At 44.2% G+C, this 15,229-nt stretch carries 15 protein-coding genes and 1 tRNA gene; 7 read left to right on the forward strand and 9 right to left on the reverse strand.

The annotated features are described in order from the left end of the window. Positions 1–560 precede the first annotated feature (560 nt). From ACW9H9_RS24020 to ACW9H9_RS24030, 3 genes are read right to left on the reverse strand one after another with little or no spacing between them, the layout of a single operon-like run. Positions 561–1,064 (reverse strand): N-acetyltransferase family protein, encoded by a 504-nt coding sequence (locus tag ACW9H9_RS24020; RefSeq protein ID WP_457345700.1) that lies wholly within the window; start codon positions 1,062–1,064, stop codon positions 561–563. 9 nt (positions 1,065–1,073) lie between these two features. Continuing rightward, positions 1,074–1,910: a HesA/MoeB/ThiF family protein gene (locus tag ACW9H9_RS24025; RefSeq protein WP_457345701.1), complete on the reverse strand. Its 837-nt coding sequence runs from the start codon at positions 1,908–1,910 to the stop codon at positions 1,074–1,076. Further along, positions 1,903–2,091: a hypothetical protein gene (locus ACW9H9_RS24030; protein WP_457345702.1), complete on the reverse strand. Its 189-nt coding sequence runs from the start codon at positions 2,089–2,091 to the stop codon at positions 1,903–1,905. The genes ACW9H9_RS24025 and ACW9H9_RS24030 overlap by 8 nt, the downstream gene beginning before the upstream one ends. Before the next feature lie 784 nt (positions 2,092–2,875). Between ACW9H9_RS24030 and ACW9H9_RS24035 the strand changes: the two genes are divergently transcribed. From ACW9H9_RS24035 to ACW9H9_RS24060, 6 genes are all read left to right on the forward strand, one after another. Further along, complete coding sequence (locus ACW9H9_RS24035) at positions 2,876–3,415, forward strand: PAAR domain-containing protein (RefSeq protein WP_457345743.1); 540 nt, start codon at positions 2,876–2,878, stop codon at positions 3,413–3,415. Continuing rightward, a complete protein-coding gene (locus tag ACW9H9_RS24040; protein ID WP_457345703.1) occupies positions 3,415–4,137 on the forward strand; it encodes an N-acetylmuramoyl-L-alanine amidase in 723 nt (240 codons plus the stop codon). The genes ACW9H9_RS24035 and ACW9H9_RS24040 overlap by 1 nt, the downstream gene beginning before the upstream one ends. After that, complete coding sequence (locus ACW9H9_RS24045) at positions 4,134–4,421, forward strand: hypothetical protein (protein ID WP_457345704.1); 288 nt, start codon at positions 4,134–4,136, stop codon at positions 4,419–4,421. Before ACW9H9_RS24040 ends, ACW9H9_RS24045 begins: the two co-directional genes overlap by 4 nt. A gap of 415 nt (positions 4,422–4,836) precedes the next feature. Continuing rightward, positions 4,837–6,156 (forward strand): tyrosine-type recombinase/integrase, encoded by a 1,320-nt coding sequence (locus ACW9H9_RS24050; protein ID WP_457345705.1) that lies wholly within the window; start codon positions 4,837–4,839, stop codon positions 6,154–6,156. Between the two features lie 291 nt (positions 6,157–6,447). Continuing rightward, the gene (gene mobC / locus ACW9H9_RS24055; RefSeq protein WP_033050921.1) at positions 6,448–6,822 is read left to right on the forward strand and encodes a plasmid mobilization relaxosome protein MobC; all 375 of its coding nucleotides are present in this window, start codon (positions 6,448–6,450) and stop codon (positions 6,820–6,822) included. A gap of 11 nt (positions 6,823–6,833) precedes the next feature. Then, positions 6,834–8,975: a relaxase/mobilization nuclease domain-containing protein gene (locus tag ACW9H9_RS24060; RefSeq protein ID WP_457345707.1), complete on the forward strand. Its 2,142-nt coding sequence runs from the start codon at positions 6,834–6,836 to the stop codon at positions 8,973–8,975. Positions 8,976–8,991: 16 nt separating this feature from the next. Here ACW9H9_RS24060 and ACW9H9_RS24065 read toward each other — a convergent pair whose 3' ends face one another. The 6 genes from ACW9H9_RS24065 to ACW9H9_RS24090 all read right to left on the reverse strand — a co-directional run bounded on the left by ACW9H9_RS24065 (position 8,992) and on the right by ACW9H9_RS24090 (position 14,056). Next, positions 8,992–9,216: a hypothetical protein gene (locus ACW9H9_RS24065; protein ID WP_457345708.1), complete on the reverse strand. Its 225-nt coding sequence runs from the start codon at positions 9,214–9,216 to the stop codon at positions 8,992–8,994. 416 nt (positions 9,217–9,632) lie between these two features. Next, on the reverse strand, positions 9,633–11,213 hold the full coding sequence (locus ACW9H9_RS24070; protein ID WP_457345710.1) for a replication endonuclease: 1,581 nt from the start codon (positions 11,211–11,213) through the stop codon (positions 9,633–9,635). A gap of 160 nt (positions 11,214–11,373) precedes the next feature. Beyond that, positions 11,374–11,664: a hypothetical protein gene (locus ACW9H9_RS24075; RefSeq protein WP_457345711.1), complete on the reverse strand. Its 291-nt coding sequence runs from the start codon at positions 11,662–11,664 to the stop codon at positions 11,374–11,376. A gap of 159 nt (positions 11,665–11,823) precedes the next feature. Then, positions 11,824–12,687 carry an NgoMIV family type II restriction endonuclease gene (locus tag ACW9H9_RS24080; protein ID WP_081719172.1) on the reverse strand — a complete coding sequence of 288 codons (864 nt, stop codon included), beginning with the start codon at positions 12,685–12,687 and terminating at the stop codon, positions 11,824–11,826. Continuing rightward, the gene (locus ACW9H9_RS24085; protein WP_457345713.1) at positions 12,687–13,643 is read right to left on the reverse strand and encodes a DNA cytosine methyltransferase; all 957 of its coding nucleotides are present in this window, start codon (positions 13,641–13,643) and stop codon (positions 12,687–12,689) included. The genes ACW9H9_RS24080 and ACW9H9_RS24085 overlap by 1 nt, the downstream gene beginning before the upstream one ends. Positions 13,644–13,971: 328 nt before the next feature. Further along, positions 13,972–14,056 (reverse strand) — tRNA-Leu (locus ACW9H9_RS24090). A gap of 108 nt (positions 14,057–14,164) precedes the next feature. Between ACW9H9_RS24090 and queA the strand changes: the two genes are divergently transcribed. Continuing rightward, the gene (gene queA / locus ACW9H9_RS24095) at positions 14,165–15,229 is read left to right on the forward strand and encodes a tRNA preQ1(34) S-adenosylmethionine ribosyltransferase-isomerase QueA (RefSeq protein ID WP_457345715.1); all 1,065 of its coding nucleotides are present in this window, start codon (positions 14,165–14,167) and stop codon (positions 15,227–15,229) included.

Below are 15,229 nucleotides of genomic sequence, written 5' to 3' on the forward strand. Positions count from 1 at the left end.
CGGGCAACGGGATCGGCGTATTTCACCATATTTGGAAGTCTTCTTCAGGATTTCCTTAATGTTGAACTGGCTGCGTGTATCAATGAGTTTCCTGTATTGATTTTAAGCGTGCCATGAAAGCTGCACGCCGGATGTTTAATTGTATGGTCTTTCGCAGAGTTGACCTCAAGCCACTGTTCGGTCTTGACTTTTCCGGAAGCTTCTAGTGTTGTAAGGCAGTAGGTGCTATTTATGCTTTTGTCAGAAACGCAATTATGTGACTCGATCGTAATTTCTGCAGTCTTTATAGTTGAATAGTCAATTTCGATAAAGTAAACGACAATGCAAAGTGATACTATGATTGCTAAGGCTTGCGCAGCCTTAGTCGGGCTTTGAAATGGTGTGAATTATTCGATGTTGACTTTGCCCGCATAATCCAAAGCTTTTCGTCGAAATCTAATTTTTCGATGGGGGCCGGGAGCAGCACTCTGCAATTGTGTTTCAGTAGGGTAATTGGGCATGCCTGAAACTCGAACTATATGAGGTGAACATGCCCATGATTCAGGTAGGCATGATGTTATTTATAACAGGCGCTCAAAAAACACGCGATCTACATAGGTTTCCCCATGCTTGTAGTAGTTTCGTATTCTTCCAGAATAATTGAAATTGCTTTCAGTTATTATTTCAATGCCTTGAGTTTGTGATTGAAGGTGGAAGTAATAAAGTGTAGTAATGCCAATTTTTTTTGCGTCGGATACTAGCGCGCTGACAAGCATCTTTCCCTCATGTCTATGGCTAGGGAGTATTCCGAATCTTATTTCTGCTGTATGTCGTTCAATCCATCGAGGTTTACGCTCTACCTCGCCAAGCCCAATGACGCCTTCATTTGACTTTATGCAAAAAGAAACCCCCTCTTGATTGGCTGTCCGCTGGGTTAGCGTGTTAATCCAGCGCTGTTCATCTGCAAGTGTGATTTTTGCCACATCTTCAGGTCTCTCGACTCTTTTGTTATCCAGTGCGACGAGCTTATGAAAGTAAGACAGAAGCTCTTCGGGGGTAACTTCATTGACGGGTATGATCTGCATGTTCCCTACTCAGTAGTATTGACTGCATACGGCGCAGTGTGGATTGCGTTCGACGGGCTCTACGCTGAACTCACCGCTCATTAATAGCGATGAAAAAACCAAGCGTTTGTTTGTATGCATCCTGTCGGAATAGCCCATAAACCACTTCAAAACTTCTGCAGCACCCAGCGTTCCTGCAATTGATGTTGATAAAACATTAACTGGTACCGGCCCCGTATGTTCCGCTCTGCGGTGATTGTCAGGAAACAAGCATGCGAAACATGCAGTCTTTTCCTTAGGGATCATTGAGAAAATATATCCATATGAAAATTGCGCGGAGGCATGGACCATCGGCTTCTGTTGCTTGAGGCAGTACTGGTTCACCAAGTTTCTTCCGTGTGGAGAGTCTCCGCCTTCTACAATGAATTCACAGTTGTCTAAAATACTATTAATGTTTTCTTGGGAGATTTTCTTTTCAATCAGTTCGATGTTTATTTCAGGGTTCAATTCTGACAAGGTTTTTTGTGCAGCGACCCCTTTCGATTTCCCGATATCACCTATTCTGTATAAGAGTTGCCTATTTAAGTTTGATAGTTCCACATGGTCGAATTCTATGATTTTTATGTGCCCCACACCCGCTGCGGCCAAGGACATGAGTAGGGTTGATTTAACACCGCCAGCGCCAATTACCGCTACAGACGCGTGTTGTAGTTTTTCTTGGCCGAGCCGGTTCCATTTCGGCATGTTTTCTTGTCGATTATAACGCGTATTAGAAAAATTGAAGTTCATATTCAAGCCCAATCCTTTAAACAAAATGAGTCTGGCAAGGCTAGTGATAGCCTTGCCAGCCAGCAAGATATCAGCCATCACACGCCGCGAACGAAGATACGGTACTGCTTTGGGTACAGGCCCCTCCACTCACTTCATTCAGCTCCTCGGCATACAACTCCATGATGGGATATTGTTGGATGGCGTCTTGGACAGATTCCACTTCAATTTCTGATTTGCCGATCAGGCCTTCCGGCAGACCACGTAGTTTGATTTGCATATTGATACTCCTTGTTAATTAAAAGTTTAGGATTGCTCCCGTTAGTTATGTGGATTAAGCGTGGGATTTTTATAGTTTTTATTTGTATTGTTTTGCGCTAAGTTTAGAATAAATATGCATATGTCGTGTTTGTGTCTAAGCGATGCGTGGGCGCAGTTACAACATGACATGCACGTGTTCTCCCCCCCCCCCTGACTTGAGGATCCGGTGTAGTTAGCGATAAATATGCTGATCTACGTTTGACCACCTGATCCGACCTGCCCATGAGCCAGATGAGCTGTTCCGAGTTCGAATACGCCGGTAAGCGCAAATAGACCCGACGTGAACGCTTTCTCGCCGAGATGGATCGGGTCGTGCCCCTGAAGTGGCCTGCTCGGGCTCATTGATCTGGCCTACCCAAAGGCCAGTAGTGGTCGAAAAATGCCCATCGCCAAATAGATCCCGCAATGCCTGCGGTGAGCAACTTAAGAGGAAGTGGCGGGTGGAGGCTGCACTGGCTGACGAGATCAGCGCCGCGAGATCCTGAGTCGGGTGAAGGCAGTGATGCGATGACCGAGGCGTGCCTGACTGTCAGCCAGGTGCAGTTCATTCCCTGGGCTGGGGCACCATCATCGGCTTCGCTGTTGCCGGTGACTTCGGTGTTTGTCACGCCGATTGTCACGAGGGGGAATGCCGCAAAGCCTTGTACGAGTTGGGTTGCAGCAGTGGTAGGAGTCTAAGCAGACCGGATCCTTTGAATTCTGATAAGGTCGTTTTCATAGACGATCATGACAAGGAGTCAATTGTGGCGAAGCCTGCAGCACGTTTAACCGATTCGACTAGTTGCCCAATGCCAGGACATGGTGCCAAAGCCATCGCTACTGGCTCTCCTGATGTATTTTTTGATGGGCTCGCTGCCGCTAGGAAAGGGGATACCTGCACGTGCGGTAGCGCATTAGTTTCAGGTGTATCAGCGACCGTATTCATTAATGGAAAAAACGCTGCTTTGGTTGATAGCGCAGGAACGCACGGAGACGTCGTGGTTGGCGGCTCCGGCACCGTGATCATCGGTGATTCACATACGCCTGCTCCGTTCGTACCTCCGATTCCTCTTGCCATTCAGAAGTCCTACGGCCAGTCATTCAGCATCACTGACAGCGAGACAGGCGCTCCGTTAGCATTCCGTGACTTCGTGGCAACAGTCAACGGTGCAGAGACTACGGGTGTGACCGATGCCAATGGCATTGCCCACGTCAAGACGCCGACTCCCGATGCGAAGATTTCATTGCACGTCATGTTCAGCGCTCCGGCCCGGACGCTCCACGAACTGGCGGAGGGCGCGTAATGACCAATCTATACGCAACCCAAGCCACCGCCCAGGAGATCAAGCCAGGCGAGTTCATGTGTCCGATACCGATTACTGTGAATGATCGCGCTGCAACGCGCGAAGCGATCATCAAAAAGGTTCGTTCATTGAATACCACGTTCGAGGAGCGTTCCTCATGGGGAGCGGTGAAAGGCAAGCCGGACATGGTGATGGATTGGGACTACACCATGATCGCTTTGCATCACGCTGGGCGCAGCCATAGCTGTACACCTGGTGCCGAGCAAATGCAGGAGATCCAGAAAGGGCACCTGAGCCAGAAGTACGACGATATCGGCTATCACTTCGGTATTGATTGCACTGGACACGTTTACGAGGGGCGAGACATTCGCCTTCAGGGTTCGAGTGTCTTGAAATTCAATACAGGCTTGATCGGGATAGTGCTGCTGGAGAACCTAACGACTCCAGAGGAAGGCGGTGATTGGGTTGCCAAAGGCCGAGTTGCGCTCGACAGTCTTGGCTACAGCACTACCAACGTGATACCTGCTGCCCAGATCACTGCGTTGATGCATCTGATTGAGGCGTTGAAGAGTGTGTTTGTGATCAAGCATTTTGGCGGACACCGGGAATACCCAGGTCAAGCTTCTGAAGGGAAAATCTGCCCAGGGAATATAGGCATGGAATTGGTCAGAAATCTCAGAGCAAAGACTCAGCTACTCCCACCTCCGGCGCCGCAAGAATGAAGAAGGTTATTGCACTGATTTTTTTGGTTCTGGTGGCCGTGCTCTACGTTGGCTATTACGAAGCGCTGGAGGATGGAGACATCGAAACCATTCTATTCATCAAGAAGCATCCGACGTTTCAGATGAAGTTCTACAACATTCACGCCAATGACGGTGAGATTCGCCAAGTCGAGCGACTCACGGAGCAGGAGCGTCAATGGATCATGGATTACTGCCGGTATCGGCTCGGCATCGACACCGATCTGAAAACACAAAACGATGTAGAGGTTTGCAGGAAGAAATAGCTCAGCAGACTTGAGAAAAAGGCCTCATTAGAGGCCTTTTCTCGTGGGATGTTATTTCGCCAGCCAGCTTTCGATCTCGTCGGCACCGTGCTTGGTTTAGCTCGATGTGAGCTTACTCGAAAGCGTCCGTATTAGTGGGGTAGAACCCTACAGGGATAAAGGGATACAACGGATAAAGGGATGCAAAGGTAGAAAGCCAGGCACAAAAAACCCGGCTCAAGTGGCCGGTTTCTCTGGTGTTGAAAGCCTGGTAGAGACTTTCAGTTACTGCTATATGGTGCCCCGAGGGAGACTCGAACTCCCTCAAAAAAATCATAAGACCCAGCAATGCCGCGAGTTTAAAGGCTTTCAGTGGCTTTGGGTAGAAATTTTGGATAGAATTTTGGGTAGAAATGACTAGCCAAGGGCTGCTGCTATGACCGATTTTTTAGTCTTGAAATCTGGCACCTACCACGTCCGTCTTGACGTTCCAGAGGCTGCACGGGAAGCCTTCGCCGGGCGTAAGGTTCTGACTAAAAGTCTCAAAACCGGCAACCGCTCGGAAGCCCACGTTCTTAAATTAAGATGGTTACATCAATGGAAAGCCGAAATTGAAAAAGCCCGTAACGGTGAAATCGGTAATTTCCGTGATGATGTTCTTCAAATAGTTGAAAAGCATCAACGGGCAATAATTCTTGATAAAGTTCAAGGAAAACCCGCCACCAATGAAACAAAAATGGGTTTTGAAGTCATCCAGTATGCACATGACAAAAAGCTGAGTATCGACCTTGTTAATGAGGCGATTGATATAGCGGCAGGTCGCTCAGACTACTCACCCAAAACTCCATTTTTTAAAAGTCGCCTTGATGCTTTCTATAACTATGAATTAAATCAACGGAAAGTTGATTTGAATACCGTGGATAGGCATATTAAGAGAATTAAAGCACTTGATGCGTTTTTAAAGTCCGAAAACCTTCTTTTGGATTATGAAGCAGTTGCTTCATTCTTGATTTCAAAAAATCTCGAACCGAAGACAAAGAAACAATATTTGTTTTCGTTTAATGCCTTCTATAATTTCTTGATTAAAAAAGAACCACCATTCAAAGAACGTTACCCAATCAATCCTTTTAAAAGTCATGAGTTGAGTCAGGTCAGACGTGGAACGCTCAAAGAGGACGAAAGACGAGCATTTACGGCGGACGAGGTTGATACCCTACATAGTAAGGCAGTTGAAAAAGGAAAGCGTCAATTAGCAGATTTGATTGAGATAGCGGCCTACACGGGAGCACGGATTGAAGAAATTTGTCGTTTGAAAACATCGTCAGTTGTTAAAGAGGATGGTGTTGATTGTTTTCATATTAAAGAAGGTAAAACACAAGCATCCGTTCGTTTTGTGCCAATCCATCCGGTTCTCATGAAAACAGTGAAACGGCTTGTCAGTTCATCGGATGATGGATATTTGTTGAAGACAAGTAAAGGCGGGAAGTATGAAACTAAATCGAAAGGTTTAGGTAATCAGTTTTCAATCTTCAAAACGGATTTAGGGTTTGATAAGAAATGTGTTTTCCATAGCATCCGGAAAACTGTAATCACTACATTAGAGCGTGCTGACGTTAAGAACCTTGTCATCATTTCTTTGGTTGGTCACAAAGCTGATGGATTGTTACGAATGACGTTCGATAGATATTCCGAAGGCCCAACCCCTGCATCAAAAATGGATGCTGTTAAATACCTACAATATAAATTTTCAGTCTAGTTTTCCATTGTTGCTGTCAATTATAAGGCTGCCGTTTAAGGTGGCCTTTTTAATGCCTGCTATACATTGCTATACGTTGCTATACGCTTTCATTTTTTGTTATCTGGCTTATTGAAAGCTATACAGCTTGAAAACATTTTAATATATGTTAGCTTGATATTAGTAGTTTGAATTCTTTATATGCGAGCAATGTAAATGTATAGCAAGTTCACTTCGTTCACTTACTAACATTTACGCTCGATTTTTCGCACTACGTTTGAAAAATGTATAGCAATCAATATGGAGGATTGTATGAGTGATAAAGAAAGAAAAAGTAATCAGTTAAATTTTAGACTTCCAAAAGATGATATTCAGCTACTCGAAACACAAAGAGCAGCATTAAAGATGACACAGGTAAAATTTATTTCCCATATTATAAATAATGGAATAAATGAAGTCATAGAAGTATGTAGTCCAAAGTTAAGAGAGGATATAGTCACCATTGAAAAAATATTCAGTCAGATTGGCAATAACCTTAATCAAATAGCAGCAGCGTTGAATTCAGGGAAGCAACCAAACCAAGACATTTTAGATGTTCTGAGCAAATTAGATAAGAACATGGGCGTATTGACAAATAGACTTGAAAGTTTGAAAAAGGAGAAAATAACAATCAAAGGCGATATATGATAAGGAAAAGATTGAGCACCCAGAAAAGCAGGTCAGGAGTATATAAGGCTTCTAAATACTTTCACAAAGATGAGGGATGTGTATTGTTCGAAAGCAACATCTACACACCTATGAACTCATCCAAAAGACAAATTGCGAATGCTATTGCAACATCCATCGAAAATGATGTTGCTGTTAGAACAAAGGGCAGAAAGCAATCAGTTAGAAGTCAGCACGATATGGTCAGCTTTCATACCAATGATAACGTTACCCCTGAACAAGCGAAGCAGATAGTAAAAGAACTCTATGAACAAACGCACAACCTTTCAAATAGAAAGTATGCGTTGGGTGTTCACATTGATACAGATGAGGTTCATGTTCATATTGTGTGGGCTTTGAAAGACTTCAATGGCAAGTGTTATAACGTCAGCAATGACTACCGAGTTATTGAAAGAGAATGCGAGAAGCTTGAACAGAAATACAGTCTAATTATTCCAGAGAATCGAATATCAAGAGATATAGATGAACTTGATAAAAGAAAAGACTTATCACCGAAAGACAAGAAAGATATCATCAGCAAAAAATATAAAGATAAGCATCCGTCATCCAAGGAAAGAATGCTTGATGTTCGAGGCATAATTTCCAACAAACAGCAGATGAAGGACGCTTTAAATACTTACCTTGACAACGCTTCCAGTCCATCCGACTTTATCAACCAGATATCCGAGAATGGTTTTAATGTCATTCACAATGGCAAATCATCTTTCTCCATTCAACATGAAGACCAGATATTCAAAGCATCCGAGCTTGGCCTATCTTACAAAACACTTAAAGCGAAACTAGGTGATGATACTGGCTTTGAGCAGACTTTGAAAAATAAGCACAACGTTAAGAAATACGAAGATTGTTCTATTGCTTCCAATGAAGCAGAACCCGGCTACATGAAAAAGATTAAACCGAACTCAGTGCTTGCCACCAAGTTCAAGTTTATTCAGCATAGTGACAAGGTTGAATATTTCTATAATTCAGCCAGCAGCAAGAAATCATTCGAGTATTACAAAGACCCGTCCAAAGTTTCATTCCATGATTTATCAAGACAGTCAGCAAAGGCTGGCATTCAAAGGCTCGTTGCTGACGCCAAACCACCACAATCATTCACAGTGAATGGCCCTGATTTCTTTAAGAAAAATATATGGCTTGAATTTCAGTTAATGGGATTGGAAGCCAAAGGGTTCAAGCTTGAAGGTTATAAACCTACCCCAGCAGATTTAGACGAATTGAAGAAAATTCAAGAGCAATATGCTTCGATGAATAAGAAGCCAGAACCTAAACCACAACCAACACCAGAAGCCCCTACGGTGGCCGTAGAAGCTGCCAAACTAGTTGAGCCTGTCATGCCTACACCTGTTCAAAAAGCCCCTAAGAAGCCACCAGAGCCTACAAAACAGTTGGATCAGCAAAAGGTTGCAGCGACCAATGATGACTTGATTGATGAGTTGAATAGTATGTTTAAACCTACCCCACAAGACGCCTTACGTGAGGTATTGAATAAGGTCACACCAGAAATGCTTTGTATGGAACACGGTTCTATTACCTGCCGCAGATGTTTCGGAAATGAATTTGACAATGCACCAGCAGAAAAAAAAGCAGAGTTCAAACAACTCAACACAGAATTATTTGTGGCTTACACAGACCACCCAAACTTGAAAAGTGAGTTTGATGAAATTATCACCGACCACAAACAATTGTTAAAGGATGCCCCTATTTATGCGGAATCACTTAGTGCGTATCAAGCTCAAAAGACAAGCGTGATTAAAGAAGATTTCAATATCTTCCTTAAAGACATTGAACACAACAACCCCGGTTTTGACTTTCTTGATGAGGAAGCCTATGAAGCTAACAAGGAATTTGTAGAGAGACTTAAAGAATTTGATGTTGATGGCTTAGATGAAGCAAGGCAAGAAATTGAACTATATGAAGCAATACAGAAGAAACTTGAAAAGATAGAAAGCCCGGAAATCAGGGAAGAGATACTACAAGAGAAAATAAACGAACGTAATGAGAAAATTGAAGAAGCACAAAAACAAAAGCAGCTAGATAATGACCAAAACAAAAGAACCCGTCGCCGTGGGGTTGGAATGGATTTAAAGCCAAGACGTAAAGAAGATAAATAAAAAGCCCTATGGGCTTTTATTTGTCTTGGGTTTGAAAATTTCTAATTCCCACTTGTAGCGTTACATCTTTTTTGAATCCGTTAACTTTGCTTACATTTAAGTATTCTTTCATACAATCATTTATAAAGCGTGACAACGGAAATTTGTGAGCATTGGCAATGTCTCTAAATTGATTATGCGTTTCAGTGTCGAGTGTGATGGTGCAAACTTTAAGATTTGCTTTTGCTTTTGGTTTTTTCATTAGTGCCCCTTTTTGTTTATATATATTTATTAGAGCACAAATAAAAGCGAAGTCAAATAAATACATATTTTTCTTGACAAAATTCAGGCACAAAAAAACCAGCTATCGCTGGCTGATAGACTATCCGACCGATTACATTTTCAAGCAGTTATCCCAATACTCATACGGAACCTTACTTTGGTCTACTAATGCTTTGAATTCGCCGTCAACGGTATCATAAAATAAATCGCACCCACTATTGTTGTGTATGCTTCTAATGTTTTCATACATACCATCGAGGCCCATTTTTTTAATGAATTTCAAAACTTCTTTTTTTCCGCTAGCCACTCTTATTAATTTCATATTGATTATTCTCCCATGCTTTAGTTAAAATATAACATGGCATTCTAGTAAATCAATAGATAAATATGTATTTATTAGATTACAGCAGCATCAAGCGATGAAGCGTCGACAATCTTGCACGGGGATTTAATATCAATAACTTCGTTCGTTCCCAAGTCAATTATGTATTTACCTATTAGGCTCTTGCCAAATACATCGCCCAGCAAATCATCTTTCATAATTTGTACTTCATTAAAGACCCGCATTATTTTTAGCTTCCCATTAACAAACATCGAAAAGCCTATAAAGTCGTTTCTTTCAACAAACATGAATGCTTTATCAAGAGCTTCATTTTTACCTTTCAAGAACGATTTTCTTTTCAGCTCTCTCCACAATGAAAGCGTATTCTTAACGCCGAACATTGCGTATCTACGAACAGACCATAAAGCTTGAACGGCTCTCACTTTCTTATGATTTGAAATTTCCAGCTTGTCCATATTTAACACGCCGTCTTTCAGCTCAAAGTCCATGTTGAATGACTTCGTTAGATACTTCATCACGTATGATGTTGCCTTGCTTTTCTTTGTGTCAATTTCTTCAATTCTTACGGCGTTTTCCGAGTGTCTAAAATGCTTGTTAATCAAGATTACTAATTCGTCATAATGCTTCTTATTAACATACATTAAAGCGTGCTTGTGAAAGCATTGGTCTTTGTGTGGTTCAACAGCCCAAAAACCATTCATCTCAATCTTATGTCTATGAATATCTTTTCTAAAAGCATTCCACAGACCTTTTAAGTAATCATTGCTTTCCTTTGGGGTTGAACCGTCCCAAGAGCTAACCCCTTTCGACGGCTTTGGGTGAAATCTTGCCGGAGCGGTGAAAGTGATAAAAAGAGGCTTGTAGTCAAGTTTCTTGGCGTAGGTGTCCAATGATGAAACTTGAATATATATCTCGGCAAATCTTTGTTTTTCAGTGCTTACTACTTTTGATAGTGGAATTTTCCTATGGTCTGCATAAACAACGTATTTGCTCAATATGTATTCATATTGTTTTTGCTCGGCAGCTTCTCTATCTTGAACAACTTCATCGCTACAAATCTCAAACGTTCTACCTAAACCAATTAATCCAGAGTGGAGCTTTAAAAGTTCACTTCTTTGTTTTTGTATTCTTTTTATTTGTGACTTAAGTCTTTTCTCATCAGCAATGTTGATGAGTTTGTCTTTCATAGCTGACCCTTTGATATCCTTGATTTTGATACCATAACCAATATCCCAGTCATTCTTTATATGCGAAAAAATACTCTCGCCGGATTCATCGTTTTTAAGATTTCTTTGCTTTATTATTAGTTGTTCTTGAATTCTCCCGAAAACAAACGCGATATTTTTGACAATATCGTTCAGGTCGCCAGCAAGAGCATATTTATGCTGTATCTTCCAGCATCTATATTCACTGCAAGTGGTAACCCAATTGAACTTATCCTTAATATTCTTTATTTCTTTGGCTAAGCTTGCACGCTTTCTTTTTGATGAGTTATTTAACTTATCTTCAAGATATTCCTTTGTAGTCATCTTTTTTTCGATAGCTTGCTCAAAAACATACTGTCTTTCACATTCTGCAAAAAAAAATTCGGGGGTAAGATTTTTAAGGATTATGCGTTGTGGAATAAATATCATGCAAATTATTATTGTTTGTTACTAATACAAATACCATGCCGTGCATGATTGTCAAATAAATAAATATTTTTACTTTCTACCCTGAAAAAAACTGATTTTTTTAAAAATTAAAACCGTCCAAAAAAACCTATAAAATCAACTTGCGACACTTATTTAAGAGTTATCCAAGAAGAGCAAAAGCAAAAGCTCGCCCTAACAGGCGAAAAGCGTCTGGTAATTGCGAACTAAGTTCGCATATAAAATCAAAAGCATTTTGACTAGCAAAAAATTCAAAAACCAAAACTAATGAAATTGCCTTTTTTAGGTGATTTATTACCTTGTGCGTATGGTAATACAGGAAATTAAAAGACGTTGTTTTTAGCCTGTTTCCGTTAATGCACCAAAAAAGTGCGTCTTTTTTTTTATAGATTTTTATATCATTTTTTTGAGTTTCATTTTTTTTGACAGCCATTTTATGGCTTGAAATCAATGTAAATCATGTCAATAGCAAAACAAAAATAAATTTAAGGTCGAACCTAAATCACTGAATAGGGTTGAACCTTGCGTGCTGCTCTCAGAGAAAAATTGACTATAAAAAAAGGCCGCATAGCGGCCCTTTAGAGAAGTGTCTTTATGTCGCTAAGTCTAGCGGCAAATCGCTAATATCTTTTAGTCGTCTACCATCGACCATAATGGCGAGCATCTCTGCCGAATCGTCCATTCCCAGCTCTTTCAGCGTTGCTTGAAGCTCATACAGGGCAAAATGATAAACGCAGTCAATATCACCAGTGCCGAGAGCGATTGAGGCTAATCGACTAGGTGTCGGCTCAGCAGTCACTACCATAATATTTGGTAGGTGGCCTTTTCTGTTACGCATCAGGTTTAACGCTTCGGAACGTGCGTTCTGTGCCCTATCACTTCGGATAGTCCATTTACATGAAACGCTTGCATGTAGAAGCGGTTTGCCCCCAGCAGCGGCCCTCAAGCTGGCTCTTGTGCTTACAGAGTTATCAACCAAAAACTCGTGAAGGTTAATATTTTCGTCACTTTCTAAGCCTCGAACTACGACAATATCGGGGGTAATTGTGTAGTCACTTCCCAAGGCCGCAGCCAGTTCAGCATCAGCCTTAGCAGCTCGATCCAAGGCTATCAAATGTGCGTACTGCTCATATTTCGCTATTTCTAAACGATTACGTCCAGACACCTGATGCACGTCCCAATCACCGGGACGAAGATGCCCCAGTTTTAAAAACGTGTTCTTTACATATTCGGCACAAATGCCCTCAAACTCATTACCAGAAGTTTGACCGGCTTGACGCTCTGCAATAGTTTCCGCTTTTAATAGCTCCGCGATTCCTTTTGCAATCGCAATGCTGCTTTTGTTGCTACTGTCAGCGTTACTTGGCACACCCTTATCATTGATAGTCAGGGTTGTTTTGAGAAGCGAGGCGTGGAACTCTTTCCGTGCTTGTAGAAACTCGGGAGGAATATTCATCAGGCAACCTGTACCAAGCGTTTTACCGAAAGGGCCTTGAAAATCTGCTTTGCTACTGCACACGCTACCGGAGGCGGGAAAGCGTTGCCTATCTGTCGATATGCCGCAGTTTTCTTACCGTGGAATTGCCAGTCATCAGGGAAGCCCTGTATGCGTGCAGCCATTCGAGTAGTAAGCCTTGGCATACCCTCGAAAAACTCGGTAGGAGGTTCATTCGCAATGCCCATCCCACAGACACCAATAGAAGCCCAAGCTTTCTTTGCCCTTGTTGGGCCAAGATCAGGACCGCCGTGCTTTTTCGAACCTCCGACCAGCGTTGGTGCGATTGTGTTGGCTTGCTCTCTCCAAGCATCAGCACCACGCCAACCATCTGCCTTCATTAGATCGTGGAGAAGCTCACCAACAGTCGGTGGAGTGATTAGCTTTGGCTCAGGCCACGAAAAACCATCAGCAAGGTCTTTTCTAATACCTACGAAAACAACACGAGGACGAAGCTGGGTAACGCCAAAATCGGAAGCATTCAGCAGTCGCCAGCCCGGCACATAACCAAGCTTCTTTAATTGCTTCTCAACCTTATTTCGATAGTCATCGAAAACAGCGTCAAGTAGACCACGCACGTTTTCCAGCATCACCGCTTTTGGGCGACACTCGTCTACAAGGCGTAACGCTTCTGGAAAAAGATCACGCTCATCATCAGCCCCGAGCTGCTTTCCAGCCTTGGAGAAAGGAGGGCAAGGAACGCCACCCGCCACCAGATCAACCCCGAAATAGGGGAGGCCGTTAAACTGACGCAGGTCTTGCTCTTGTACGTTCCATTCAGGACGGTTCAAGCGGAGGGTTGCACAGGCAGGAGGTTCAATTTCTACCAACACTTCGTGCCCAAAGCCCGCCATTTCTAGGCCAAGAGCTTGCCCACCCGCTCCGGCACACATTTCCAATGACGTGAATAGGCTCATTTTGTCTCCTCGCACGGCCCTGTCCAGAGCTGCAACTTAAAAATCGGTGATACTAGCATGGTGTATGGATAGACAGGGATACCTGTCATCTACAACGGGTTGACCCTTTTCCGCACTGCTGCAGAGCCGCAGCACGTCAAAGCGTCTTGATGGAGGGAACGAAGCTTTTTGAGCCCATTCGCCCATGGCAGGTGGCTATAAGACGACCACCGCTGTGGGCTGTATTTTGGGCAAAAAGGAGAGAAAAAAGATAGATTTTTTGGATAGAAAAAGGGGTAGAAATTTCTTTCTACCCCTTCTCTAAGTCCTTGATTTACAAGGAAAATGATGGTGCCCCGAGGGAGACTCGAACTCCCACTCCTTTCGAAAACGGATTTTGAATCCGCCGCGTCTACCAATTCCGCCATCAGGGCTCAATGGCGGCGAAGTATAGAGAGGTGATTACCGTTGGTCAATCACGTTTCATGGTCAATTTTCACTATTTCCGCTAAACTTCCCGGCCCTGCTAGACGAACCCCATCATGCGCGTTGCTGACTTTACCTTTGAGCTCCCTGATTCGCTGATCGCTCGCCACCCGTTGGCCGAGCGTCGCGCCAGTCGACTGCTGACCCTGGACGGGCCCAGTGGTGCCCTCGCACACCGTCAATTCACTGATTTGCTTGAGCATTTGCGCCCGGGCGATTTGATGGTGTTTAACAATACCCGGGTGATTCCGGCTCGCCTGTTTGGCCAGAAAGCGTCCGGCGGCAAGCTGGAAATTCTGGTGGAACGGGTGCTGGACAGCCATCGCGTGCTGGCCCATGTGCGCTCCAGCAAGTCGCCCAAGCCTGGGTCTTGCATCCTGATCGACGGCGGGGGCGAGGCCCAGATGGTGGCGCGTCATGACGCGCTGTTCGAACTCAGGTTCGCCGAAGAGGTGCTGCCGTTGCTGGAGCGCGTCGGGCATATGCCGCTGCCTCCTTATATAGACCGCCCCGACGAAGACGCGGACCGCGAGCGCTATCAGACGGTGTACTCCCAGCGCCTCGGTGCGGTGGCCGCGCCGACCGCCGGGCTGCATTTTGACCAGCCGCTGCTGGACGCGATTGCCGCCAAGGGCGTCGAGACGGCCTATGTGACCCTGCACGTGGGGGCCGGCACGTTTCAGCCGGTGCGTGTGGATAACATTGAAGACCACCACATGCACAGCGAATGGCTGGAAGTCAGCCAGGAGGTGGTGGATGCGGTCGCCGCCTGCAAGGCCCGCGGCGGGCGGGTGGTTGCCGTGGGCACCACCAGCGTGCGCTCGCTGGAAAGTGCGGCGCGTGATGGCGTGCTCAAGCCGTTCAGCGGCGACACCGATATCTTCATTTTCCCGGGCCGGCCGTTTCATGTGGTCGATGCCCTGGTGACCAATTTTCACTTGCCGGAATCCACGCTGTTGATGCTGGTGTCGGCCTTCGCGGGTTACCCCGAAACCATGGCGGCCTATCAGGCGGCCATCGACAACGGATACCGTTTTTTCAGCTACGGTGATGCGATGTTTATCACCCGCAACCCGGCGCCGACTGCCCCTTCAACTTCGGGCCCAGAGGGATCTTTATGA

Source organism: Pseudomonas sp. SDO5215_S409 (assembly GCF_054071325.1).

Excerpts from the sequence above, each read along its gene's own strand:
- ACW9H9_RS24080 (WP_081719172.1), bottom strand. The coding sequence starts at position 12,687 with ATGAATATTCCTCCCGAGTTTCTACAAGCACGGAAAGAGTTCCACGCC.
- ACW9H9_RS24065 (WP_457345708.1), bottom strand. The coding sequence starts at position 9,216 with ATGAAAAAACCAAAAGCAAAAGCAAATCTTAAAGTTTGCACCATCACA.
- ACW9H9_RS24025 (WP_457345701.1), bottom strand. The coding sequence starts at position 1,910 with ATGGCTGATATCTTGCTGGCTGGCAAGGCTATCACTAGCCTTGCCAGA.
- ACW9H9_RS24070 (WP_457345710.1), bottom strand. The coding sequence starts at position 11,213 with ATGATATTTATTCCACAACGCATAATCCTTAAAAATCTTACCCCCGAA.
- ACW9H9_RS24030 (WP_457345702.1), bottom strand. The coding sequence starts at position 2,091 with ATGCAAATCAAACTACGTGGTCTGCCGGAAGGCCTGATCGGCAAATCA.
- queA (WP_457345715.1), top strand. The coding sequence starts at position 14,165 with ATGCGCGTTGCTGACTTTACCTTTGAGCTCCCTGATTCGCTGATCGCT.
- ACW9H9_RS24075 (WP_457345711.1), bottom strand. The coding sequence starts at position 11,664 with ATGGCTGTCAAAAAAAATGAAACTCAAAAAAATGATATAAAAATCTAT.
- ACW9H9_RS24085 (WP_457345713.1), bottom strand. The coding sequence starts at position 13,643 with ATGAGCCTATTCACGTCATTGGAAATGTGTGCCGGAGCGGGTGGGCAA.
- mobC (WP_033050921.1), top strand. The coding sequence starts at position 6,448 with ATGAGTGATAAAGAAAGAAAAAGTAATCAGTTAAATTTTAGACTTCCA.
- ACW9H9_RS24020 (WP_457345700.1), bottom strand. The coding sequence starts at position 1,064 with ATGCAGATCATACCCGTCAATGAAGTTACCCCCGAAGAGCTTCTGTCT.
- ACW9H9_RS24045 (WP_457345704.1), top strand. The coding sequence starts at position 4,134 with ATGAAGAAGGTTATTGCACTGATTTTTTTGGTTCTGGTGGCCGTGCTC.
- ACW9H9_RS24040 (WP_457345703.1), top strand. The coding sequence starts at position 3,415 with ATGACCAATCTATACGCAACCCAAGCCACCGCCCAGGAGATCAAGCCA.
- ACW9H9_RS24050 (WP_457345705.1), top strand. The coding sequence starts at position 4,837 with ATGACCGATTTTTTAGTCTTGAAATCTGGCACCTACCACGTCCGTCTT.